23 protein-coding genes and 1 tRNA gene are annotated in these 24,458 nt (G+C 63.1%); 13 read left to right on the forward strand and 11 right to left on the reverse strand.

The genetic code is table 11. The annotated features are described in order from the left end of the window. Positions 1-53: 53 nt before the first annotated feature. From thrS to IB235_RS07985, 4 genes are all read left to right on the forward strand, one after another. Complete coding sequence (gene thrS / locus IB235_RS07970; RefSeq protein ID WP_192336313.1) at positions 54-2,000, forward strand: threonine--tRNA ligase; 1,947 nt, start codon at positions 54-56, stop codon at positions 1,998-2,000. Positions 2,001-2,219: 219 nt separating this feature from the next. Next, complete coding sequence (locus IB235_RS07975) at positions 2,220-2,426, forward strand: cold-shock protein (protein ID WP_011747293.1); 207 nt, start codon at positions 2,220-2,222, stop codon at positions 2,424-2,426. 174 nt (positions 2,427-2,600) lie between these two features. Continuing rightward, positions 2,601-3,350 (forward strand): AMP-binding protein, encoded by a 750-nt coding sequence (locus IB235_RS07980; RefSeq protein ID WP_192336314.1) that lies wholly within the window; start codon positions 2,601-2,603, stop codon positions 3,348-3,350. A gap of 55 nt (positions 3,351-3,405) precedes the next feature. Beyond that, positions 3,406-4,053, forward strand: coding sequence for a DsbA family oxidoreductase (locus tag IB235_RS07985; RefSeq protein ID WP_192336315.1), 648 nt, complete (start codon positions 3,406-3,408; stop codon positions 4,051-4,053). Here IB235_RS07985 and IB235_RS07990 read toward each other — a convergent pair. Then, positions 4,050-5,492 (reverse strand): short-chain fatty acyl-CoA regulator family protein, encoded by a 1,443-nt coding sequence (locus IB235_RS07990; RefSeq protein ID WP_192336316.1) that lies wholly within the window; start codon positions 5,490-5,492, stop codon positions 4,050-4,052. The genes IB235_RS07985 and IB235_RS07990 overlap by 4 nt on opposite strands. Before the next feature lie 146 nt (positions 5,493-5,638). Here IB235_RS07990 and aceB point away from each other — a divergent pair, with 146 nt between their 5' ends. Together aceB and IB235_RS08000 are read left to right on the forward strand one after the other, a co-directional pair. Beyond that, a complete protein-coding gene (gene aceB / locus IB235_RS07995; protein WP_192336317.1) occupies positions 5,639-7,261 on the forward strand; it encodes a malate synthase A in 1,623 nt (540 codons plus the stop codon). 61 nt (positions 7,262-7,322) lie between these two features. Then, complete coding sequence (locus tag IB235_RS08000) at positions 7,323-8,942, forward strand: isocitrate lyase (protein ID WP_192336318.1); 1,620 nt, start codon at positions 7,323-7,325, stop codon at positions 8,940-8,942. Between the two features lie 328 nt (positions 8,943-9,270). Here the strand turns inward: IB235_RS08000 and IB235_RS08005 are convergent. Then, positions 9,271-9,354 (reverse strand) — tRNA-Tyr (locus IB235_RS08005). A 164-nt stretch (positions 9,355-9,518) separates the two neighbouring features. Between IB235_RS08005 and rlmB the strand changes: the two genes are divergently transcribed. The 3 genes from rlmB (at position 9,519) to IB235_RS08020 (ending at position 11,468) form a co-directional block, all read left to right on the forward strand. Next, complete coding sequence (gene rlmB, locus IB235_RS08010) at positions 9,519-10,316, forward strand: 23S rRNA (guanosine(2251)-2'-O)-methyltransferase RlmB (protein WP_192336319.1); 798 nt, start codon at positions 9,519-9,521, stop codon at positions 10,314-10,316. A gap of 105 nt (positions 10,317-10,421) precedes the next feature. Continuing rightward, a complete protein-coding gene (locus IB235_RS08015; protein ID WP_155039593.1) occupies positions 10,422-10,835 on the forward strand; it encodes a YHS domain-containing (seleno)protein in 414 nt (137 codons plus the stop codon). A 180-nt stretch (positions 10,836-11,015) separates the two neighbouring features. After that, a complete protein-coding gene (locus IB235_RS08020; RefSeq protein ID WP_155039594.1) occupies positions 11,016-11,468 on the forward strand; it encodes a CoA-binding protein in 453 nt (150 codons plus the stop codon). 74 nt (positions 11,469-11,542) lie between these two features. Here the strand turns inward: IB235_RS08020 and IB235_RS08025 are convergent, their stop codons facing one another. Continuing rightward, positions 11,543-12,562 (reverse strand): ribose-phosphate pyrophosphokinase, encoded by a 1,020-nt coding sequence (locus IB235_RS08025; protein WP_155039595.1) that lies wholly within the window; start codon positions 12,560-12,562, stop codon positions 11,543-11,545. A 104-nt stretch (positions 12,563-12,666) separates the two neighbouring features. Between IB235_RS08025 and IB235_RS08030 the strand changes: the two genes are divergently transcribed. Together IB235_RS08030 and IB235_RS08035 are read left to right on the forward strand one after the other, a co-directional pair. Further along, on the forward strand, positions 12,667-13,266 hold the full coding sequence (locus IB235_RS08030; protein WP_192336320.1) for a 2-hydroxychromene-2-carboxylate isomerase: 600 nt from the start codon (positions 12,667-12,669) through the stop codon (positions 13,264-13,266). A gap of 5 nt (positions 13,267-13,271) precedes the next feature. Further along, positions 13,272-14,030: an alpha/beta fold hydrolase gene (locus tag IB235_RS08035; RefSeq protein ID WP_225612110.1), complete on the forward strand. Its 759-nt coding sequence runs from the start codon at positions 13,272-13,274 to the stop codon at positions 14,028-14,030. A 3-nt stretch (positions 14,031-14,033) separates the two neighbouring features. On the opposite strand, the gene IB235_RS08040 is transcribed toward IB235_RS08035, so the two are convergent. The 7 genes from IB235_RS08040 to IB235_RS08070 form a co-directional block, all read right to left on the reverse strand. Beyond that, positions 14,034-14,384: an H-type lectin domain-containing protein gene (locus IB235_RS08040; protein WP_155039598.1), complete on the reverse strand. Its 351-nt coding sequence runs from the start codon at positions 14,382-14,384 to the stop codon at positions 14,034-14,036. 96 nt (positions 14,385-14,480) lie between these two features. Then, complete coding sequence (locus IB235_RS08045) at positions 14,481-14,927, reverse strand: F0F1 ATP synthase subunit epsilon (RefSeq protein WP_155039599.1); 447 nt, start codon at positions 14,925-14,927, stop codon at positions 14,481-14,483. A gap of 9 nt (positions 14,928-14,936) precedes the next feature. Continuing rightward, entirely contained in the window at positions 14,937-16,361 is a 1,425-nt protein-coding gene (atpD, locus tag IB235_RS08050) for a F0F1 ATP synthase subunit beta (RefSeq protein ID WP_192336322.1), read from the reverse strand. A gap of 16 nt (positions 16,362-16,377) precedes the next feature. After that, complete coding sequence (locus tag IB235_RS08055; RefSeq protein ID WP_192336323.1) at positions 16,378-17,253, reverse strand: F0F1 ATP synthase subunit gamma; 876 nt, start codon at positions 17,251-17,253, stop codon at positions 16,378-16,380. Between the two features lie 11 nt (positions 17,254-17,264). Beyond that, on the reverse strand, positions 17,265-18,800 hold the full coding sequence (gene atpA / locus IB235_RS08060) for a F0F1 ATP synthase subunit alpha (protein WP_155039602.1): 1,536 nt from the start codon (positions 18,798-18,800) through the stop codon (positions 17,265-17,267). After that, entirely contained in the window at positions 18,800-19,363 is a 564-nt protein-coding gene (locus IB235_RS08065) for a F0F1 ATP synthase subunit delta (protein WP_155039603.1), read from the reverse strand. The genes atpA and IB235_RS08065 overlap by 1 nt, the downstream gene beginning before the upstream one ends. 229 nt (positions 19,364-19,592) lie before the next feature. Then, on the reverse strand, positions 19,593-20,432 hold the full coding sequence (locus IB235_RS08070; RefSeq protein WP_155039604.1) for a class I SAM-dependent methyltransferase: 840 nt from the start codon (positions 20,430-20,432) through the stop codon (positions 19,593-19,595). A 51-nt stretch (positions 20,433-20,483) separates the two neighbouring features. On the opposite strand from IB235_RS08070, the gene gloB reads away from it, so the two are divergent. Together gloB and clpA are read left to right on the forward strand one after the other, a co-directional pair. Continuing rightward, positions 20,484-21,230, forward strand: a complete 747-nt coding sequence (gene gloB, locus IB235_RS08075; protein ID WP_192336324.1) for a hydroxyacylglutathione hydrolase — start codon at positions 20,484-20,486, stop codon at positions 21,228-21,230. A 262-nt stretch (positions 21,231-21,492) separates the two neighbouring features. Then, positions 21,493-23,814 carry an ATP-dependent Clp protease ATP-binding subunit ClpA gene (clpA, locus tag IB235_RS08080; protein ID WP_192336325.1) on the forward strand — a complete coding sequence of 774 codons (2,322 nt, stop codon included), beginning with the start codon at positions 21,493-21,495 and terminating at the stop codon, positions 23,812-23,814. Positions 23,815-23,862: 48 nt separating this feature from the next. Here the strand turns inward: clpA and IB235_RS08085 are convergent, their stop codons facing one another. After that, the gene (locus tag IB235_RS08085) at positions 23,863-24,435 is read right to left on the reverse strand and encodes an isochorismatase family protein (RefSeq protein WP_192336326.1); all 573 of its coding nucleotides are present in this window, start codon (positions 24,433-24,435) and stop codon (positions 23,863-23,865) included. Positions 24,436-24,458 lie beyond the last annotated feature (23 nt).

A 24,458-nucleotide genomic window follows, 5' to 3' on the forward strand; every position in this document is an offset into this window, starting at 1 on the left:
ACATAACCCGCAACCGGGCGTTCCGTGGGCGCCAAACCGACGAGGAGGACTGCATGTCCCAGATCTCGCTTACTTTCCCCGATGGCAATTCGCGCGACTATCCCGCCGGCATCTCCGCCGCCGAGGTCGCAGCCTCCATCGCCCCCAGCCTTGCCAAGAACGCGATTTCCGCCAGCCTTGATGGCGCGTATATCGACCTGCAATGGCCGATCCATCAATCCGGCAAGATCGCTATCAACACGATGAAGGACAGCGAGCCTGCGCTGGAACTCATCCGCCACGACCTCGCCCATATCATGGCCCGCGCCGTGCAAGAGCTGTGGCCCGACGTGAAAGTCACCATCGGCCCGGTCCGCGATCAGGGCTGGTTCTATGATTTCGACCGCGCCGAAGCCTTCACCCCCGAGGACCTTGGCCAGATCGAAGCCAAGATGAAGCAGATCATCGCCGCCCGCGACCCGGTCCGCACCGAGGTCTGGGACCGCGCCCGCGCCATCGCCTATTACGAAGAGCGTAACGAGCCCTTCAAGGTCGAGCTGATCGCCCGCATCCCCGAGGGCGAGGATCTGCGCATGTATTGGCATGGCGACTGGCAGGACCTTTGCCGCGGCCCGCATCTGCAAAATACCGGGCAGGTCCCGGCCGATGCCTTCAAGCTGACCCATGTCGCTGGGGCCTATTGGCTGGGCGATGCCTCGCGCCCGATGCTACAGCGCATTTATGGCGTGGCCTTCCGCAATCGCGACGACCTGAAAGCGCATATGACCATGCTGGAGGAGGCCGCGAAACGCGACCACCGCAAGCTTGGTAAGGAAATGGAACTGTTCCACTTCCAGGAAGAAGCGCCGGGCATGGTCTTCTGGCACCCGAATGGCTGGACCATCTATCGCGAGCTTGAAGCCTATATGCGCCGCCGCCTGATCCGCGCGGATTACAAGGAAATCAAGACGCCCCAGGTCGTCGACCGCATCCTGTGGGAGAAGTCGGGCCATTGGGAAGCCTACCGCGAGAACATGTTCATCGTTGAGGTGGACGAGGAAGGCGCCAAGGAAAAACGCATCAATGCGCTGAAACCGATGAACTGCCCCTGCCACGTTCAGGTCTATAACCAAGGCCTGAAATCCTATCGCGACCTGCCGCTGCGTCTGGCCGAGTTCGGCTCGTGCCACCGCTACGAATCCTCGGGCTCGATGCACGGGCTGATGCGCGTGCGCGGCTTCGTGCAGGACGACGCGCATATCTTCTGCACCGAAAACCAGATCGAGGCGGAATGCGCGGGCTTCATCAGCCTGCTGTCCTCGGTCTATAAGGACCTCGGCTTCGAGAAGTTCGACATCAAGCTGTCGACCCGCCCGGATGTCCGCGTGGGCTCGGATGAGATCTGGGACAAGGCCGAGGCAGCGCTTGCCGGTGCCATCGAGCATCTGGGCCTGCCCTATGAGGTCAATCCCGGCGACGGTGCCTTCTATGGCCCGAAACTGGACTTCAAGCTGACCGACGCGATTGGCCGCGAATGGCAATGCGGCACGTTCCAATGCGACTTCAACCTGCCCGACCGTCTGGGTGCGGAATTCGTCGCCGAGGACGGCCACAAGCACATGCCGGTCATGCTGCACCGCGCCGTGCTGGGCAGCTTTGAGCGTTTCATCGGCATCCTGATCGAAAACTACGCGGGCAAGATGCCGCTGTGGCTGGCGCCGCGTCAGGTCGTCGTCGCCTCGATCGTTTCGGGCGCGGATGATTACGTCCATGAAGTGGTCAAGACGCTGCGCGCCGCCGGCATCCGTGCCGAGGCAGATACCCGCAACGAAAAGATCAACTACAAGGTCCGCGAGCATTCCGTTGGCAAAGTGCCGGCCATCATGGCGATCGGCATGAAAGAGGTCGAGGAACGCAGCGTTTCTGTCAGACGCCTTGACAAACAGGGCAGCGAAAGCTTGAAACTGGACGAAGCGGTTCAGATGCTTTGCTCCGAGGCAACGCCGCCTGACATGCGCTGAGGCTGCCGCAATATCAGCGACATATTGCCGAAAACGTCGAGCGTCTTCATGACGCTCGGCGCATTACCGCTTGCCTTTTTTAGCGAATCATTCATCCTCTCGGACGCGTGAGCACGACTTTCTACCGCCTCCCTCTACGGGCAGCCGGAATATACGAGAAAGGGCTGCACGGCCCGGGGCAATCTCGCACCGGGTAGTTTTCGAAGGAGAGACGGTATTATGGCTACCGGCACCGTAAAATGGTTTAACGCCACGAAAGGCTATGGCTTCATCGCACCCGATGATGGCGGCAAGGACGTTTTCGTCCATATCTCGGCAGTTGAGCGCGCTGGTTTGACCGGCCTGAACGACAACCAGAAGATCGCCTACGAACTGCAATCGGGTCGTGACGGTCGCAGCTCGGCCTCGGATCTGAAGCTGCTCTGATCGCACGCCGAATTTTCGAACGGCCCGCCTTGGCGGGCCGTTTTGCGTTCTGCCTAGCATCTTTCTTGCAAAAATATCCTGCGGGGGAGTCGCGTCAGCGACGGGGGCGCAAAGCCCCCCTTTCTTTGCGCGCCGCTTGCCCCTATCCCGACGCCGCAGACATAAGGGGACAGGATGACGCAACCGGCACTACAGCTTATTCGGACCGGACTGGTCACGCCGGACCGTCTGGCCATGTCGGTGATCGGTCTCAGCCGTGCTGACCGCTGGTCCTATGCCCGGTTGCATCACACGATCCTGTCTATGGCCGGGGCGATGCGGGCATCCGGCCTTGCGCCGGGCGACGTTCTGGTCTTTGCCGCTTGCGACCGCCCCGAACACGCCATCGCCTTTCTTGCCGCCACTGCAGCTGGACTGCTGCCCGTGACCGATCCGTCCAAGGCAACCCACCATCCCACGGCAACCCTGCTATTGTCCGGGGAAACCGCAGACCCAACCCGGCCACGGCTTGACCTGCGTGAACTCGCCCAAGGTCAACCGCTTGACGACTGCGATCCCGGCACCAGCCCGACCGGCAACCCCTTCGACCTGACTGCGCAGGACCGGATGCTGATCACGGGCGGGACCGGCATGGACCTGCTGACCACGCTTTTCGCGACATGGGCACAGGGGGCAGCGGCACTGGTTCCCAGCCCTACCATGACACCTGCGCAATGGCCGCTGCTGGCATCGCGTCATGGCACGACGGTTCTTGCCATGGGGCATCAGGAGCTGGATCAGCTGATGGCGCAGGACTGGAAGCCCTGGCCCGCACTGCGCCAAGCCGTCGCGACCGATGCAGTGCCGGACGATCTGGCGGCCCGCTGGCAGGACCGCACCGGCCTACCCCTGCTCAAGACCGAAGGACTTGCGCCGCCCCGGTAAAAGCGCGAATAGGCGCATTCGCCCTGCCACAGCCTTTCCATCGCAAGGACAGAACATGACCCAACAGGTTCGCCTCGACATCTTTGCCGATCCCGTCTGTCCCTGGTGCCTGATCGGCAAGGCCGAGCTGGACCGGGCGCTGGAAAGCCGCCCCGAGCATCCCTTTGCCATCACTTGGCAGCCCTTCCGGCTGGACCCGCAGATGCCTCAGGCCGGGATGGATTACGTCGCCTACATGAAGATGAAGTTCGGCGACGAAAAGGGCATCATCGCCGCGATGAAACCGGTGATGGAGGCGTCCGAACGGCTGGGGCTGTGGATCAACCCCTCGCTGATCGAGCGCGTGCCGAACACGCTGAACGCCCATCGCCTGCTTTACTGGGCGGGCCTTGAGGCTGCGCAGACCCCGGTCATGTCGGGCCTGATGCGCGCGCATTGGCGCGAGGGCAAGAACATCTCGAATCCCGACGTGCTGGTCGCCATCGCCGAGGGCGCGGGCATGGATGGACAGATGGTCCGCCGCCTGCTCGCCACCACCGAGGACCGCGATGAGGTCGCCTCGCGTGAGATCCACGCCCGCCAGCGCGGCATCAACTCGGTCCCGACCTTTGTCGTGGCCGATACCCATGTGGTCAGCGGCGCCCAGCCCGCCAGCCTGTGGATGCAGGTCATTGACGAGCTGACCGGGAACAGCCCGGCCTAACCGGCCTCTTCCTCGAAGCTGAAGATCGCCAGACTACGCTCGCGCTCATTGACCTTCATGCGGCGGTTGATCGGGGCATGGGCACGGGCCGAGCAGTCGGGCCGCTCGCACAGATAGCAGTTCAGCCCGATATCGACCGGCCGCGTCCGTTCAAGGTCGATCCCGTCGGCATAGACCAGCCTTGGCGCATAGGACACGTCGCAGCCCAGTCCGATCGCCAGCCTTTGCGCTGGCGCGCCATGCATCCCGCCCGCCCGCGTCACTGTGCGCGCGATGGAAAAGTAGCTGGCCCCCTCGGGCATGCGGATCACCTGCGTCTGGACGCGCTCGGGCGTCTCGAAGGCGGAATGGATGTTCCATAGCGGACAGGTCCCGCCAAAGCGCGAGAACGGGAACCGCCCGGCACTGAACCGCTTCGAGATGTTCCCCGCCTGATCGACCCGCACAAAGAAGAACGGAATCCCACGTGCATCGGGGCGCTGCAACGTGGTCATGCGATGCGCCGCCTGCTCGAAGCTGGAGCCGAAACGGTGGCTCAGCAATTCGACATCGTAGCGCGCCGATTCACAGGCGGCGAGGAAACGCCCGTAAGGCATCATCAACGCCGCCGAGAAGTAATTCGCCAGACTGACCCGCAACAGCGACACCGCAGCCGCATCGGACAGCCCGGCTTGCGCCACCAGCCCGGCGATCAACTCCTCCTGTTCCAGCCGCGCCAGCAGCACACCGATCTGGAAGCGGCGGCTGGACTGGCCCAGCAACTCGGAAATCATCAGCTCGCCGCGGTGGAAATCGAAGCGCCGCAGCTGATCGCCCATGACATGAGAGGGCAGGATGCGGACATGGATGCCATGTCCGGCCAGCCGGTTGGTCAGTGCCAGATGCGGCTCATTGCGATGCAGCGCCAGTTCCTCGGCCAAGGCTTCGGCGGCGCGGTCGACCGGATCGACATAGTTCTTTTGCGCATAGAACCAGTTCCGCACCACATCGACGGGACGCGAGGATTCGGCAAACGCCTCGACCTTGTCGCGGTCGGTCATCGGGTTGTCATCGGCCATCGGGCGCAGGATCGCTTCACGGTGGCTGTCATGCAGCCGCACAAAGGCCGCCGCGATCCGGGGCGAGGCCTGCAGCACCGCCTCAAGCTCCGCCCGCGGCAGGTTCGCGACCCCCAGAACCGGGTCCTTCAGTGCGGTCGAGAAATCCGCCGCCAATTGTGCATCGGTCGCGGGCGCCAGTTCCGAGATGTTCAGGTCATAGACCTGCGCCAGCTTCATCAGAAAGCGCGCCGAGGCGGGGCGCTGATCGGCCTCCATCAGGGTGATGTAGCTGGCGGAAACCCCCAGCTCGGTCGCCATCTGCGCCTGCGTCAGCCCCAGCGATTGCCGCAGCATCCGCAACCGCTGGCCGATGATCAGTTTCTCGTTGCGTTTTGTCATGTGACAAACCTTACAAAGCGGCCGCAAAGCCTGTGACAAACCCTACCACCATACCCGATAAGGACCCGCGATCCCCAATCAAATAGTGCATTACATTTCTGACATTACTAACGTGACATTCATAGGCCAATCAACAGGAGCCGAAAATGCCGCTCGATCGCAACGCACCCCCGCTGCCCCCCGTTGTCCTGCGCGCCGTTGCAGGCTCGGAACATGTGCTGACCCCCGATGCGATGACCTTCGTGGCCGAGCTGCAGGCCCGTTTCGGACTGCGCCTGCACGCGCTGATGGTCGCCCGCGCCCGCCGTCAGGAACGGCTGGACCGGGGTGAGCTGCCCGATTACCTGCCCCATACCCGCGAGATCCGTCAGGGCATCTGGCAGGCCGCCCCCGTCCCCGCCGCCCTTGAGGATCGCCGGGTCGAGATCACAGGCCCCGTCGACCGCAAGATGATGATCAATGCGCTGAACTCGGGCGCGCGGGTTTATATGGCGGATTTCGAGGACGCGACCTCACCCAGCTTCAAGAACATCATCTCGGGTCTTGCGAACCTGATCGACTATCGCGACGGGACGCTGGATTTCACCGATGAGACGACGGGCAAAGCCTACCGCGTCGGGCCGAACCCGGCCCTGCTGATCATCCGCCCCCGCGGCCTGCATCTATCCGAGGCCAATGTCCTGATGGGCGGCCAGCCGGTTTCCGCGGCGCTGTTCGACTTTGCCCTGTCGCTGTTCCATTGCGGCCGCGCGCTGGCTGCGACCGGACGCGGACCATTCTATTACCTGCCGAAGCTCGAAAGCCACGGCGAGGCCAAGTTCTGGAACGAGGTCTTCGTCTTTGCCCAGGAACGCATGGGCATTGCGCAAGGCACGATCAAGGCCACCGTCCTGATCGAGACCCTGCCTGCCGCCTTCGAAATGGACGAGATCGTCTGGGAACTGCGCGACCATATCGCCGGGCTGAACTGCGGGCGCTGGGATTACATCTTCAGCTACATCAAGAATCTGCGCAATCATGCCGCCTATGTCCTGCCCGACCGCTCCAGCCTTGTCATGGACGAAGCCTTCCTGGCCACCTATGCGGCGCGCGTCGTCAAGGTCTGCCACCGTCGCGGCATCCATGCGATGGGCGGCATGTCGGCCGCGATCCCAGTCAAGAACGACCCCGAGGCCAATGAGGCCGCCTTCGACAAGGTCCGCGCCGACAAGCGCCGGGAAGTCGGCATGGGCTTCGATGGCTGCTGGGTCGCCCATCCCGATCTGGTCCCCGTTGCGCAGGCGATCTTTGACGACGCCATGCCCGGCCCGAACCAGATCAGACGTCCGCGTCAGGAATGGCGGATCGAACCCGCGATGCTGCTCAAGCCGCATCAGGGCAAGATCACCGAAACCGGCGTCCGCCTGAATGTCTCGGTCGCCATCGAATATCTGGCGCAATGGCTGCAGGGCCGCGGCGCGGTTCCGATCCACAACATGATGGAGGACGCCGCCACCGCCGAGATCAGCCGTGCCCAGCTGTGGCAATGGATCCGCCACGGCGCGCTGGTCGCGACCGAATTCGGGGATGAGCGACGCCTGACCGCCGACTGGCTGGGCGAGTTGGTCCAGGCCGAAATCGTCTCGATCCTCGAACGGCTTGGGCCGGACCGCTTCCATCGCGGGCGCTACCCCTCGGCGGCGCGGATCGTGCTGGAGGCCGCGACCGCGCCCACCCTGCCCGATTTCATCACCACGTCCGCCTATGACGTGCTGAACGCCCTCGACTGAGCGCACCCTTTTCGGCGGGCCACGGCCCGCCCCCTATCCAAAATTCCTGAGGAGGAAATTCATGTCCAATCGCAAGACCTATGCCGAACTGCGCGCCGAAGTTGCCGCGCGTTACCCCTCGGGCCAGACCCCCGGTGGCGTCACGGTCGACGATATCGTCCAGCTGCGGATGCAGAACAGCTATGACACCCATCTGGACATCGCCCGCGACATGGCCAAGGTGATGCGCGCCGACATGGCGGCCTATGACGCCGACAGCAGCAAGTTCACGCAATCGCTGGGCTGCTGGTCGGGCTTCCACGCCCAGCAGATGATCAAGGCGGTGAAACGCATGCGCGGCACCGCGCGCGGCACCTATGTCTATCTGTCCGGCTGGATGGTCGCCGGTCTGCGCAACCGCTTCGGCCACCTGCCCGACCAGTCGATGCATGAAAAGACTGCCGTTGCCGACCTGATCAACGAAATCTACGTCTCGCTGCGTCAGGCCGATGAGGTGGCGATCAACGACCTGTTCAAGGCACTGAAGGACGCCCGCAAATCCGGTGATGCGCTGGCCGAGAAGAAGGCGATCGAGGCCATCGACAGCTTCGAGACCCATGTGGTTCCGATCATCGCTGATATCGACGCAGGCTTTGGCAACGAACACGCCACCTACCTGCTGGCCAAGGAACTGATCAAGGCCGGTGCCTGCGCGCTGCAGATCGAAAACCAGGTCTCGGACGCCAAGCAATGCGGCCATCAGGACGGCAAGGTCACCGTGCCGCGCGAAGACTTCATCGAGAAGCTGCGCGCCTGCCGTCTGGCGCTTGAGGAAATGGGCGTGGACGAGGGCGTCATCGTCGCCCGCACCGACAGCCTTGGCGCAGGCCTGACCCAGAAGGTTCCGGTCAGCCAACGCCCCGGCGATCTGGCCGCCGAATATATCAAATGGCTCAAGACCGAGGCGATCACCGACGCGAACCCGATGCAGGAAGGTGAGCTTGCGATCTTCCAGAACGGCCAGTTCGTGAAGCCCGCGCGCATGGCCAATGGGTTGTTCCCGTTCAAGGAAGGCACCGGCCGCGCCCGCGTCATCGAGGATTGCATCGTCAACCTGACCCAGGGCGGCGCGGACATGCTGTGGATCGAAACCGACACCCCGAATGTCGATGAGATCGCCGGCATGGTGAACGAGATCCGCAAGGCTGTCCCGAATGCCAAGCTGACCTATAACAACTCGCCCAGCTTCAACTGGACGCTGAACCTGCGCAAACAGGTCCGCGAACAATGGCTGGCCGAGGGCAAGATCAGCGCCGCTGACTATCCGGATGGCAATGAGCTGATGAAGGCTGATTTCGACGCGACCGAACTGGGCCTTGAGGCGGATGCCCGTCTGCAGCGCTTCCAGACCGATATCTCGGCCCGCGCTGGCGTGTTCCACAACCTGATCACGCTGCCGACCTTCCACCTGACCGCGAAATCGGTGGACGAACTGTCGCGCGGCTACTTCGGCGACCAGAAGATGCTGGCCTATGTCAAAACCGTCCAGCGCGAGGAAATTCGTCGCGGCGTCTCGGCGGTCAAGCACCAGCACGAGGTGGGCTCCGATCTGGGCGACACCTTCAAGGAAATGGTCGGCGGCGAGCGCGCGCTGAAGGCCGGTGGCCATGCGAACACCATGAACCAGTTCGCCGCCGAGTGATCCTGCAGCCGCGCGACCGATGTCCCTTTGCGGGATTCGGCTAAACCGGTCGCGCGATTACGGGAAACAGGGACACCGCCCCACCCTCGGGGCGGTGTTTCCGTTTTGTCAGGAAGAACGGGTCGCTATTAGCCCGTCCCCTCAGGCCGCATTGGCAAGGCCTGCACGGCGCATCATCTGCGCCGATTTCGATATTCTTGCGTTTTCCCAGTCAGGGAAAAACAATGACATGCGCCATTCAGCAGTGTGCTCAAGCTTCGATTTCTGGATTGCTCCGGCCCTCGGGCAGAGCGCCACCACTTTGACTTTATTCGAAAATAAGGGAAAGTGGTGGGCGACCCTGGAATCGAACCAGGCATGGGTCTCCCCGGCGGAGTTACAGTCCGCTGCCGCACCTTGCAGCACGTCGCCCGCCGATCACTTTCGGCGTGGGGCGGTGATTACCCATAGCGAGCGGGGGCGTCAAGCGCAGAAGCGCAAAAAAACGCGTCATCCACAGGAAGTTGCTGCGACCCTGCGAAAGGTTGCATTTTTCCGTGTTTTCTGCGCAACCAGAACCGAAATCGAGGAAACGCCATGGCCGAGAAACCGCAGAAAACCAAGAAGCCCACCTGGGTCATCGATAAAGAGCGCGCACGCCGCGCCGCTGCGGCCGAGACCGTGTGGCTGTTCGGCCTGCATGCGGTGCGCGACGCGCTGGCCAACCCCGAACGGCAAAAGCTGCGGCTGGTCGTCACCCAGAACGCGCTGGACCGGCTGGGCGATATTCCCGACGGTATCGAGCCTGAAATCACCGACGCGCGCACCTTCGACCGCGTCGTGCCCCTGCCCCCCGAAAGCGTCCATCAGGGCGCGGCGCTTGAGGTCAAGGCGCTGACATGGGGCAAACTGGCCGATCTGGCACTGTCGGGGCCGGGCAAGCCGCTGCTGGTCGCGCTGGACCGCGTCACCGACCCGCATAATGTCGGCGCGATCCTGCGCTCGGCCGAGGTCTTTGGCGCACGTGCGGTCATCGCACCGTCGCGCCACAGCGCCCCGGAGACCGGTGCCTTGGCCAAGACCGCTTCGGGTGCGCTGGAACGCCAGCCCTATCTGCGCGTGGGCAATCTGGCCGATGCGCTGATCGAGCTGAAAGAGATGGGCTACACGATCATTGCCCTTGATGGCACCGGCGAGGAAACCCTGCCCGAGGCACTGGAGGCCCTGCCGGGCCGGGCGATCTGCCTTGTCTTCGGGGCCGAGGGCCCGGGCCTGCGCGAACGCACCCGTGAGACCTGCGACAAGATCGTCCGCATTCCCTTTGCCGCGGATTTCGGTTCGCTCAACGTGTCGAATGCGGCGGCGGTGGCGCTTTACGCAGCCTCACGGAACTGAGCGCAGCCTTCACATCGCGGATAGGCTGCTGGGGCAGTGGTTGAGAATCACGGGCCGATTTGCCAAATGCAGGGTAAACCAGCCTTTCCACAACCAGCAGCCGCCATGCTTCGTTATGCCGCCCTTCTCCTGTCGTTTGCCGCCGGGCCGCAACTCGCGTCGGCGCAGGATTGGGCGTTGAACGGAATCGATCCGGTCGGCTACCGGCAAGAGGGCGCGGCCCTGCCCGGCCGGCCCGACATCGTGACCATGTGGCGCGGTCAGGCGTGGCATTTCGTCTCGGAGGGCAATCGCGAGCGGTTCGAGGCGAACCCCAAGGCCTTTGCGCCGGGTCTGGGCGGGCTTTGCGTCGTGGCCCTGTCCGAAGGCCGCTCGGAACCGGGAAACCCCCGCTATTTCGCGGTGATCGGCCAGCGCACCTATCTGCTGCGCTCGGAAGCCGCCCGCGAACGCCTGCTGGCCGACCCGCAGGACATCCTGATGCAGGCCAAAGCGGTCTGGGCACGGCTTCATCCTTAGATTCTCACTTTTCCGCGAGAGGAGTGGAACTTTCAGGCCACAGTTGTCATTTATTTCATGACATGAGCACGGAACGCTCATGTCAGATCACTGTCCCTCGTTCCGCGACTTGCGCCCGGCCAACTCTGGACCGGGCGCTTTTTATGTGCGACTTTAGGTTGAGATCTGGGGGAGGATCACATGGAATTCGCCATACTCCGCGACGTCGGTAGTTCGCCGATGGACGTCGATATTGCACGAATCGCCCGCGAGACCCGCTGCATCGCCATGGTCGGCCTGTCGCCGAATGAACACCGCCCGGCCTGGGGCGTGGCGCGCTTCCTGAAGTCTCAGGGTATTCGGGTCATTCCGGTCAATCCGGGCCATGCGGGCAACCACATCCTTGACGAGCAGGTCTATCCCGACCTTTCGGCCATCCCGACCGATATCCCGGTCGACATGGTCGATATCTTTCGCCGGGCCGAGGCGGTTCCGCGAATCGTCAATGACGCGATCGCCTATCTGCCGCGGCTGCGCACCATCTGGATGCAGCTTGGCATCCGCCATCCTCAATCCACGGAATGGGCACGGCGTCAGGGGCTGACGGTGATCGAGGATCGCTGCCCCAAGATCGAGTTCCCGCGCTTTCTGTAAATGAAAAGAACCCCGGACGCGGCAGCATCCGGGGTTCCGCACGGCGTGGATGGGCCACGCCGCATGCCTTGGGATTACACGTTGGTGTAAAGCCCCTCATAGATCGGGCCCAGCGTATCGACCTCGAACAGCGAGCTGACCGAGGTGCCGTTCCAGATGTTCAGGATGGCTTGGGCAAACATCGGCGCGGTCGGGACGATGCGGATGTTGCTGGCGCTTTTGACATGGTCGGTCGGTTCGATGGAATCGGTGATGACCAGCGATTTCATGACCGAGTTCTGCACGCGCTCGACCGCCGGGCCGGACAGGACGCCATGGGTGATATAGGCATGGACTTCGGTCGCACCATGCTCGGTCAGGACCTGAGCGGCCTTGCACAGCGTGCCGGCGGTGTCGCAGATGTCGTCGACGATGATGCAGGTTTTGCCGGTCACGTCACCGATCACGGTCATCTCGGCGATCTCGCCGGGTTTCTCGCGGCGTTTGTCCACGATCGCCAGCGGTGCGCCGATGCGCTGCGCCAGATCGCGGGCGCGGGCCACGCCGCCGACGTCGGGCGAAATCACCATGACGTCCGACAGGCGGTTCTTGAAGTGGTGCAGGATATCCAGTGCAAAGACCGGAGCCGCGTAAAGGTTGTCCACCGGGATATCGAAGAAGCCCTGGATCTGGGCCGCATGCAGGTCCAGCGTCAGGACGCGGTCGACACCGGCCTCGGTCAGCAGGTTCGCAACCAGCTTGGCGCTGATCGGGGTCCGCGCCTTCGAGCGACGGTCCTGACGGGCATAGCCGAAATAGGGGATCACGGCGGTGATGCGCTGTGCCGACGACCGCTTCAGCGCGTCCGTCATGATCAGCAGTTCCATCAGGTTGTCGTTCGCCGGGTTCGAGGTCGACTGGATGATGAACATGTCCTCGCCGCGGACGTTCTCATAGACCTCGACGAAGATTTCCTGATCGTTGAAGCGCTCGACACGGGCTTCGATCGGGGCGACATTCATGCCGCGATGCATCGACATGCGGCGGGCAATCGCATTGGCCAAAGGCCGGTTCGCGTTGCCCGCAATCAGCTTGGGTTCGGTCATGGCCGGCATGGCTTGCTCCGTCATTCTGAATATGGCGTATTGGTGCTGGATTCGTAAGATTGCGCCCCGCTTATCACCGCGTTAGCTTGCCCGCAAACCCCGGAGGGCCGCTTATGGCGCATATCGACTATTACTTTGGGACACAAAGCCCGTGGACCTATCTTGCGGGCAGCCGGCTCGAAGACATCGCCGCCCGGCATGGTGCCCAGATCACCTACAAGCCGCTTGACCTGCTGCAGCTTTTCGACCGCACCGGCGGCATCCGCCCGGCCAATCGCCACGCGTCGCGCATGGAATACCGGGGGCAGGAACTGCGCCGCTGGTCCGAATATCTGGACATGCCGCTGAACCTGAAGCCCGCCTTCTGGCCGGTGAACCCTGCCCCGTCATCCTATGCGATCATCGCCGCGCAAAAGGCCGGTGGTGGCGATCTGCCCGCGCTGGTGCGCAGCTTTGTCCGCGCCGTCTGGGCCGAGGAACTGAACATCGCCGATGACGAGGTGATCCGCGCGAAATTGACAGCAGCGGGCTTCGATCCCGGTCTGGCCGATAGCGGGCTGTTCGTCGGCGCGCAGGCCTATGAGCGCAATCTGGAGGAAGCGGTCGAGGCCGGAGTCTTTGGCGCGCCCTTCTATATCGTCCGCGACAGCGGCGAGCGGTTCTGGGGTCAGGACCGGCTGGACTTCCTCGACCGCCACCTGTCGAGCCTGTGACGCCCATGCATATTCGAAACTGGCCGGGCCAAACCGAGCGCCCGGCGCTGGCGCTGCATTGCATGATGGGTAATGCCAGCTACTGGGGTCCCATCGCGGCAGGTCTTGCCGATCTGGTGCAGATCACCGCGCCCGACCTGCCGGGCCACGGGCAAAGCCCGGACTGGCCGGGCGAGCCTGATTTTCACACCCATGCCACCCGCCAGATTGCGCCGCTGATCACGCGGCCACTGGACCTGATCGGCCACAGCATCGGCGCGACCATCGCGCTGCGCATCGCCGTTGCCGCCCCCGAGGCCGTCCGCAGCCTGACCCTGATCGAGCCGGTGCTGTTTGCCGCGGCCCCCGACCCCACCGCCGAGACCGAGTTGGAGACCATCCGTCGGCTGTCCCTTGACGGCATGGATGAGGAAGCGACCCGTCAGTTCCTGTCGCTTTGGGGAGAGGTCGATCTGGACCGACAGACCACCACAGGCCGGGCCCGGCTGATCCGGCAGATCGCCATGGTGGTATCGGGCAATGACACCCTGATGCGGGACAGCGCGAATATCCTGCGCGAGGGCGGGCTTGAGGCGATCGACGCGCCGGTGATGCTGATCATGGGCGGGGATTCCCCGCCAGTCATCGGGTCTATCGCCGAGGCTCTGGCCGAGCGCATGCAGGAGGTCGGTCTCGCGACAGTGCCGGGGGCCGGGCATATGCTGCCGATCACCCACCCGGATCAGGTCGCAGGGCTGATCCGGATGAACATTGAGCAGAGCTAGGGCTTAATCGTCCGAGAAATCGTCAAGATGTGGCACGGGTCCGACAGCTATCCAACTGGCCCGGACCCGCGCCACACGCGTATCGCCCCAGGTGCGGAATTCAGCGCGGAACCCCTCGCGGGTGACATTGACTGCCTTGATGTCGACCCGCTGATTGCCGTTGACGCCAATGTCCCACATCGACAGCCCGATCTGCACCACAGGCGGTTCGACGAAGCTCTCGTCGAATCTGACCTCCCGCGCCTCCAGCCGAGAACCTTCTCCCGTCCACATCGGGCCGAGATCCTCAAAGGCCGAAAACATGTCGATGGAACCGTTGGCGATGCCCACGGCGTAATGACCGAACCGTCTCAAAGCTTTTCCCCCAAAGCGCCGGATTGCGGCGCCCCTATATAGATAAAGCCCCGGAATTACCGGGGCTTCAATTGATCTTCCGGTCAGGTTTCCTGCTTAATGCAGAAAATTAGACTGGTTGGGGTCCAGCCCGATATGGGTACCAAGGGCCTCCATGTCGGCCAGCAGCTTGACGGCTGCGGCGACGATCTCTTCCCCGGCAGTGCCACGCTCCTGCGCGACCTTCACCTGACGCTGGGCCTGAGCCATCATGTCATTGAAGATCTCTTGCGTCATCTCGGCGCGCGGATGTCCCCGCTCGGCCAGAAGGGTGACGGATTCGTTGTTGATCTCGGCGAAACCGCCGGTCACCGCGAACTCCGTCTCCGACCCGTCAGCCGCGACCACGGTGACAACACCGGGCCGCAGGTTGACGATGGCCGGCGCATGGCCGGGCATCGCCGTCAGGTCGCCATCGGCGCCGGGAAGGCGCACCTCGCGCACGGGAACGGAAACAAGGTTCCGTTCCGGCGAGACGAGGTCGAACTGCATCGTGTCGGCCATATCGCCCCCTTACGCCGCGTCAGCGGCGAGACGCTGCGCCTTGGCTTTCACTTCCTCGATGCCGCCGACCATGTAGAAGGCCGCTTCCGGCAGGTGGTCGTATTCACCGGCAACAACCGCCTTGAACGACTTGATCGTGTCTTCCAGCGGAACCTGGACGCCGTCCGAACCGGTGAAGACTTTCGCCACGTCGAAGGGCTGCGACAGGAAGCGCTGGATTTTCCGGGCGCGGGTCACCGTCAGTTTGTCTTCTTCCGACAGTTCGTCCATGCCGAGAATGGCGATGATGTCCTGCAGCGACTTGTATTTCTGCAGGATGCCCTGAACGGCACGCGCGACGTTGTAGTGATCTTCGCCGACAACTGCCGGGTCGAGAATACGCGAGTTCGAGTCCAGCGGGTCCACGGCCGGGTAGATGCCCAGTTCCGAGATCGCGCGCGACAGAACGGTCGTGGCGTCGAGGTGGGCGAAGGTCGTGGCCGGAGCCGGGTCGGTAAGGTCATCGGCCGGGACGTAGACGGCCTGGATCGAGGTGATCGAGCCGTTCTTGGTCGAGGTGATACGTTCCTGCATCGCGCCCATGTCGGTGGCCAGCGTCGGCTGGTAACCCACGGCGGACGGGATACGGCCCAGCAGTGCCGACACTTCCGAACCAGCTTGGGTGAAGCGGAAGATGTTGTCGACGAAGAACAGAACGTCGGTGCCCGAGGCATCGCGGAACTGTTCGGCCAGCGTCAGACCGGTCAGCGCGACGCGCATACGGGCTCCCGGCGGCTCGTTCATCTGGCCATAGACCAGCGCCACTTTCGATTCCGACAGGTTGTCGGGAACGATAACGCCCGATTCAACCATCTCGTGATACAGGTCGTTGCCTTCACGGGTCCGTTCACCAACGCCCGCGAACACCGAGTAACCCGAGTGCACTTTCGCGATGTTGTTGATCAGTTCCATGATCAGAACGGTCTTGCCCACGCCGGCGCCGCCGAACAGGCCGATCTTGCCGCCTTTGGAATAGGGCGCCAGCAGGTCGATGACCTTGATGCCGGTGACCAGGATTTCCGAAGCGGTCGCCTGCGAAGCGAAGTCCGGAGCCGGCTGGTGGATCGCGCGCTTGTCGGTGACGGTCAGCGGCGCACCTTCGTCAACGGGCTCGCCGACGACGTTCAGGATGCGGCCCAGCGTGACGTCGCCCACCGGAACCATGATCGGCTCGCCCAGGTCGGCGACCGGCAGACCACGGACCAGACCTTCAGTCGCGTCCATGGCGATGGTGCGGACAGTGTTTTCGCCCAGATGCTGTGCGACTTCCAGAACCAGACGCTTGCCGTTGTTCTCGGTCTCAAGAGCGTTCAGAATCGCGGGAAGTTGGCCGTCGAACTGTACGTCCACGACGGCGCCGATCACCTGCGTGATTTTTCCTTTGGCCTCTGCCATGTTATACCCCTACGTGTCAGAGCGCCTCGGCGCCCGAGATGATTTCAATCAGTTCCTTGGTGATCGCAGCCTGACGCGAGCGGTTATACTCGGTGGTCAGGCGATCGATCATGTCGCCGGCGTTGCGCGTGGCGTTGTCCATGGCGCTCATCCGTGCGCCCTGCTCGGACGCCGCGTTTTCCAGAAGCGCCGCAAAGACCTGCGTGGCCACCGAACGGGGCAGCAGGTCGTTCAGGATCGCGTTCTCATCCGGCTCGTAGTCGTAGAGCGACGAGGCACCGGCCTCGGACGTTTCTTCGATCACGGCGGGGATGACCTGCCGGGCAGTCGGAATCTGGCTGATGACGGATTCAAACCGGTTGTAGAACAGCGTGGCCACGTCGAAGCTGCCTGCTTCGAAGCGGTCGAGGATCTCATCCGCGATGCCGCGCGCATTGTCGTAACCGATGCGCTTGACCTCGCTGAGATCGACGTGATGCACGAACAGATCGCCGAAATCGCGTTTCAGCTGTTCGCGGCCCTTCTTGCCCACGGTCAGGATGGTCACCTCTTTGCCCTGCGAGCGCAGCTCGGCCAGGCGCAGGCGCGCAAGCTTGACGATGGACGAGTTGAACCCGCCCGCAAGCCCGCGCTCCGAGGTCAGCACCACCAGCAGGTGCCGGCGATCTTCGCCGGTTCCCGCCAGCAGGCGCGGCGCCATGTCCGAGCCGGCTGCCGAAGCAGTCAACCCGGCCATGACAGCGGCCATCCGGTCAGCATAGGGACGCGCGGCTTCCGCCGCTTCCTGCGCACGGCGCAGTTTAGCGGCGGCGACCATTTGCATCGCCTTGGTGATCTTGCGCGTGTTCTTAACGCTGCCGATCCGGTTCTTTAGGTCCTTGAGGCTGGGCATCTATCCCTCCCTCAGGCGTAGGTCTTGGCGTAACCGTCCAGCGCTGCCTTGATCGATGCTTCCAGTTCGCCCGCAATCTTGCGGTCGTTCCGGGTCATGTCATCAAGCAGATCGGCTTTCTGGTTGCGCAGGAACTGGATCAGGCCCTGCTCCCACTTCGTCACGTCCTTGACCGGGACGGCATCGATATAGCCTTTGGTGCCGGCATAGATGACGATCACGATCTCGGCGTTGGTCAGCGGCGAGTATTGCGGCTGTTTCATCAGCTCGGTCAGGCGCGCACCACGGTTCAGCAGCTTCTGAGTCGCGGCGTCGAGGTCCGAGCCGAACTGAGCAAAAGCAGCCATTTCGCGATACTGGGCCAGTTCCAGCTTGACCGGACCTGCGACCGATTTCATCGCCTTGGTCTGAGCGGCCGAGCCAACGCGCGACACCGACAGACCGGTGTTCACGGCCGGGCGGATGCCCTGGAAGAACAGTTCCGTTTCCAGGAAGATCTGGCCGTCGGTGATCGAGATCACGTTGGTCGGGATATAGGCGGAAACGTCACCGGCTTGGGTTTCGATGATCGGCAGAGCCGTCAGCGAGCCATTGCCATTCGCGTCGTTCAGCTTGGCCGAACGCTCGAGCAGGCGCGAGTGCAGATAGAAAACGTCGCCCGGATAGGCTTCACGCCCCGGCGGACGGCGCAGCAGCAGCGACATCTGACGGTAGGCAACGGCTTGCTTGGACAGGTCATCATAGATGATCAGGGCGTCCATGCCGTTGTCGCGGAAGTATTCACCCATGGCGGTCGCCGAATAGGGCGCCAGGTACTGCATCGGAGCCGGGTCCGAAGCGGTCGCGGCGACGACGGTCGTGTAGGCCATCGCACCGGTTTCTTCCAGTTTCTTCACCAGCTGGGCAACGGTCGAGCGCTTCTGACCCACGGCGACGTAGATGCAGTGCAGCGTCTTCATGCCATCGGCTTCGCGGCCGTTGTAGTTCTGCTGGTTCAGAATGGTGTCGAGCGCGATCGCGGTCTTGCCGGTCTGACGGTCGCCGATGATCAGCTCGCGCTGGCCGCGGCCAACGGGGATCATGGCGTCGACGGATTTCAGGCCGGTCGCCATCGGCTCGTGCACCGATTTGCGCGGCATGATGCCGGGGGCCTTCACGTCGGCGATACGGCGCTCGACGTTCTCGAGCGGGCCTTTGCCGTCGATCGGGTTGCCCAGAGCGTCGACAACGCGGCCCAGCAGGCCCTTGCCGGCGGGGACTTCCACGATGGCGCCGGTGCGCTTGACGGTGTCGCCTTCCTTGATCGAACGGTCGTCGCCGAAGATCACGATGCCGACGTTGTCGGTTTCAAGGTTCAGCACCATGCCGCGGATGCCACCCGGGAATTCGACCATTTCGCCGGCTTGGACTTTGTCCAGGCCGTAGACGCGGGCGATACCGTCACCGACGGACAGCACCTGCCCGACCTCGGCCACCTCGGCGTCCTGACCGAAATTCTTGATCTGATCCTTGAGGATGGCCGAGATTTCGGCTGCCTGGATTCCCATTATCCGACCTCTTTCATAGCATTCTGGAGGGAGGCGAGCTTCGAGCGGATCGAGCTGTCGATCATCTTCGAGCCCAGTTTAACGATCATGCCGCCGATGAGAGTCTCATCGACGCGCGCATTCAGTTTGATTTTCTTGCCCGATTTGCTGGCCAGAGTATCGGCCAGGCGGGTCTTCTGTTCTTCGGTCAGCTCAGTTGCACTGACCACATCGGCGGTCATCTCGCCACGCGCATCGGCAATCAGGCCGCGCAGCTTGGCGATGAATTGGGGCAGCGTGAACAGCCGGCGGTTCTTTGCCAGCAGACGCAGCGTGTTGGTCAGCTCGACCGACAGGCCCATGCGCTCGGCCAGCGCGGCAATCGCGGACTCCTGCGCGTTGCGGCCATACAAAGGCGAGACGGTCAGGTCACGAAGATCCGCGCTTTCGTCAAGGGCGGCAGCCAGGCTGTCGATTTGCGTGGACAGGGCGTCAAGACCCGAATCCTTCACCAGATCGAAAAGGGCCTGTGCATAACGCCCGGCGATATCAGCGGAAATCGAAGCGGAATTGGCCACGGTCATCCTTCCGGTTTGCGCAAGCTCCGCTGGCGGGCCTACCCTTGGCTTGGGCAGGTCAGTCACGGAGCGCGGGTCAAAGGGCTCCTTAGGCCGTGCCCGGCCGCAAGTATCCCGAAAAATCTGCCGCGTCATTAGCAGGTGCTTTCCCGTGCCGCAACCGCATTGAACACGGAATTGCGAGGGTTTGCGCCCTTCGTTGGATAACGCGGCGACAATGAGTTGGAGGATTGCGCTAACGGTCTGTGGAACCGGGTTTTCCGGCCTCGGGGACAGCTGCGCGATGCAGGTGCGACGGCTCGCCGCGCCCCCGCGCGATCTTGCCGCTGCCGGCGGGTTTGGGGCGCGCGATCCCTTCAAGCAGGTCCAGCGGGCTGGGCACCGTCAGGCGACGCAGCCGACCGATGGGGGCCTGCATCTGCTTGCTGAACTCGCCCAGCACCACGCCTGCGACCAGAACCTGACTGACGCGGCTGCCCATGCGCTCCCACATCTGGGCGCTGCGCAACCAGAAGCGGCGGTCCGAGGGCGGGATATACAGCGCCGCTCCCGTCGTCTCGGCAACAAAACCCGCGCTGCGCCCCAATGCCTCAAGCTGGCCGACCGTATAGCTGCGGCCAAACCCGAATGGCGTCGCATCGGATCGCGCCCAAAGCCCGGTCCGGTTCGTCGCCATGACCAGCATCCGTCCGCCGGGCCCCAGCACCCGCCACGCCTCGGCCAGCACGGCCTGCGAATGGTCGGCGGTCTCAAGTGCATGCAGCAGGATCAGCCGGTCGACGCTGCCGGTATCCAGCGGCCATGCAGTTTCCTCGCACAGGACCGCGCAATTGGGCATGCCTGGCGGCCATGCCATGACCCCCTGCGGCCCCGGCATCAGGCTGATCACCCGCCGCGACCGGCCCAGATAGGGGCGCTGCATCGGCGCGGCAAAGCCGTATCCGGCCAGCGTCATGCCTGCGGTCTTGTCGGGCGGCCAAAGCTGGGTCAGCCGGTCTCGCAGCACCTTTTGCACCACGCGCCCCAGCGCCCGGTTGTAGTAGAATTTCCGCAGCTCGATCACGTCGTGATGCATTGCGCCTCTCGTCAGCTCGGGCCAGACTGCGGCAAAGCGAAGGATTTGCCAATGCCGCTGGAACTGGTCCCAGTCCGCTGCCTGACTGACAATTATGCGTGGCTGCTGCACGGCAACGGCCAGACCGCCCTGATCGACGCACCCGAGGCCGCCCCCATCCTGCATGAGCTGGCAGCACGGGGCTGGACGCTGGATCTGATCGCCCTGACCCATCACCACGCCGACCACATTCAGGCCGTCCCCGAGATCGTCGCCGCAACCGGTGCCAAGGTCGCGGGCAACGCGCTGGACGCCGCACGGCTGCCGCCACTGGACATCGCGGCCCGCCCCGGTGAGACCATTTCGATCTGTGGCGAGCAGGCTCAGGTCATCGACGTCTCGGGCCATACCATCGGCCATGTAGCCTTTCACCTGCCCGCTTCACGCATGGCGTTCACCGCCGACAGCCTGATGGCGCTTGGCTGCGGACGCCTGTTCGAGGGCACGCCGCAGATGATGTGGGACAGCCTGTCGCGGCTGAACGCACTCCCCGGAGAAACGCTGATCTTCTCGGGCCATGACTACTGTCTGGGCAATGGCAAATTCGCCCTTTCGGTCGATCCGGACAATGATGCATTGAGGCAACGCCTTGATGACACCGCAGCGGGCAGACGTCCCTGTGCCCCGGCGACGCTGGATGACGAACGCGCGACCAATCCGTTTCTCCGCGTTGCAGAATTGCGTCACCCTCTGGGTATGGCCGATGTCGGCGATGCCGCTGTTTTTGCTGAACTTCGCGCACGAAAGGACAGGTTCTGAGGCTATCGCCGCAGCGCAGCAAGAGATTTATGCCATCCCCCTGCCCCCGTCCAATGATTGTCGTCCGCGCAGAGGGGCTGCTTGAAATTCCGGCATGCGGCAATCACATCTCATTCAACCGTCGGAGTTTCGGCATCAGGCAAGGCAAATACCGCTTGAATTGCGCGAGATTCCGCCAAAACTTAATTGTATCGTGACAGTCTGGTCAGGTGGACCGCCCCCTTGCGGCCCATACCGCCAGCCGACTGACAGGAGCTGAATCGTGCCGTCCTTTTCGAACACTTTGGAACAGGCAATCCATTCCGCGCTGGCCTTGGCCAATGAGCATCGCCATGAACTCGCCACGCTCGAGCATCTGTTGCTTGCGCTGACCGAGGAACCCGATGCAGTCAAGGTAATGCGGGCCTGCAACGTCGATCTGGACGAATTGCGCCGCATGCTGGTTGAATTCATCGAGGACGATCTTTCGACGCTGATTACCGATGTCGAGGGCTCGGAAGCCGTCCCCACCGCTGCCTTCCAGCGGGTGATCCAGCGCGCCGCAATCCATGTCCAGTCCTCGGGCCGGACTGAAGTGACCGGGGCCAATGTCCTTGTCGCCATCTTCGCCGAGCGGGAATCGAACGCCGCCTTCTTCCTGCAGGAACTGGACATGACCCGTTACGACGCGGTCAATTTCATCGCGCATGGCGTGGCGAAAAATCCGTCCTACTCCGAAAACCGCACCGTGCAGGGCTCGGACCAGCCCGGTGAGGAAACCCAAAACGAGACGCCCCCCGCCAAGGACGAATCCGCGCTGGCGAAATACTGCGTCAACCTGAACAAGAAGGCCTCCAAGGGCGATGTCGACCCGCTGATCGGCCGCGCCGATGAGGTCGAGCGCTGCATTCAGGTCCTCTGCCGCCGCCGCAAGAACAACCCGCTGCTGGTGGGCGATCCCGGTGTGGGCAAGACCGCCATCGCCGAGGGTCTGGCGCTGAAGATCACGCGGGGCGAGACCCCCGACGTGCTGGCAGGTTCCACCATCTTCTCGCTCGACATGGGCGCGTTGCTGGCCGGGACCCGCTATCGCGGCGACTTCGAGGAACGCCTGAAAGCCGTGGTCAAAGAGCTTGAGGACCACCCCGACGCTATCCTGTTCATCGACGAGATCCACACGGTGATCGGGGCTGGCGCGACCTCGGGCGGGGCGATGGATGCCTCGAACCTGCTGAAACCGGCACTGTCGGGCGGCAAGCTGCGCTGCATGGGTTCGACCACTTATAAGGAATTCCGTCAGCATTTCGAAAAGGATCGCGCCCTTTCCCGTCGCTTCCAAAAGATCGACGTGAACGAGCCGACCGTGCCCGACACGATCAAGATCCTGATGGGGCTGAAACCCAGCTTCGAAAAGCACCACGACCTGCGCTACACCAATGACGCGATCCGCATGGCGGTGGAACTGTCGGCGCGCTACATCCATGATCGCAAGCTGCCCGACAAGGCCATCGACGTGATCGACGAAGCCGGTGCCGCCCAGCATCTGGTCGCCGAAAGCAAACGCCGCAAGACCATCGGCCCGAAAGAGATCGAGGCCGTCGTGGCCAAGATCGCCCGCATTCCCCCGAAAAGCGTCTCCAAGGACGATGCGGCGGTGCTGAAGGATCTGGAAGCCACGCTGAAACGGCTGGTCTTTGGTCAGGACGTAGCAATCTCGGCGCTGTCTTCCTCGATCAAGCTGGCCCGTGCCGGTTTGCGCGAACCCGAAAAGCCCATCGGCAACTATCTGTTCGCGGGCCCGACTGGCGTCGGCAAGACCGAGGTGGCCAAGCAACTGGCCTCGACCCTTGGCGTGGAACTGCTGCGCTTCGACATGTCGGAATACATGGAGAAACATGCGGTCTCGCGGCTGATCGGCGCGCCTCCGGGCTATGTCGGCTTCGATCAGGGCGGGCTGCTGACCGACGGCGTGGACCAGCATCCGCATTGCGTGCTGTTGCTGGATGAGATCGAAAAGGCCCACCCGGATGTCTACAACATCCTGCTGCAGGTGATGGATAACGGGAAACTGACCGACCATAACGGTCGCCAGGTCGATTTCCGCAACGTGATCCTGATCATGACCTCGAACGCAGGCGCTGCCGATCAGGCAAAAGCCGCCTTCGGCTTTGGTCGCGACCGCCGCGAGGGCGAGGATACCGCCGCCATCGAGCGCACCTTCACGCCGGAATTCCGCAACCGTCTGGATGCGGTGATCAGCTTCGCTCCGCTGTCGCGCGATATCATCGTGCAGGTGGTCGAGAAGTTCGTCCTGCAACTGGAAGCGCAGCTGATCGACCGCGGCGTCCATATCGAACTGACCGACGAGGCCGCGCATTGGCTCGCCGAGAAGGGTTACGACGACAAGATGGGCGCGCGTCCGCTTGGCCGGGTCATTCAGGAAACGATCAAGAAACCGCTGGCCGAGGAATTGCTGTTCGGCCGCCTGACCAAAGGCGGCGTGGTCCGCGTCCGGATCGAGGACGACAAGCCCGTCTTCGACATCACCGGCCCGGAAGCCCCGCGTATCAGCAAATCAAAGCCGCCGCTGCTGACCGCAGATTGATCGGCACAATATGATCCAAAGGGGCGGCGCATCAGCACCGCCCTTTTTTCATGCGCAATCGGCCTCGGTCTTCGCCGACAGGGCAACCTCGCCCAGCAGCGTCGACGTATCCGCAAGCCGCGCAAAATCGGCCTCCAGATGGGCCATGGTGACGTCAAAGATCGTTTGGGCGGAAAGATTGGCGGCAGGTAACGCAAAGCCGATGACGGCATCCCTTGCCACCGTCATGCGAAATCCCAGATCCGCCCCTGCCCGGACGGTCGAGTTCACACAAAACCCCGCAATCGCGCCTGCCACGACCAGATCGGTTATCCGATGCGCCGCCAGATATGCGGCGAGATCGGTCGAGGCAAAGGCCGATGAGGTGCGCTTGATGAAAACGGCCTCATGGCCTTTAGCCTCGGCGCAGGCCATGGGCGGGAAACCCGGTCCATCCGGATGAAAGGCCGAAGCCGGCTCGGCCTCTTGATGGCGGACATGGATGACGGGCAGTCCGGTGCCGCGAAAAGCAGCCGCAAGCGCGGCGATGTGTTTCCCCGCCATTGGGTTCACATGATCCAGCCCGCTCTCGATCCGGTGCTGCATTTCCATCTGCATGTCGATGATGATGAGCGCCTGCATTGCGGAACCTCCCGTCGCGGGGC

It is taken from the genome of Paracoccus sp. PAR01, from assembly GCF_014851995.1.
Classification (GTDB): Bacteria; Pseudomonadota; Alphaproteobacteria; order Rhodobacterales; family Rhodobacteraceae; genus Paracoccus; species Paracoccus litorisediminis.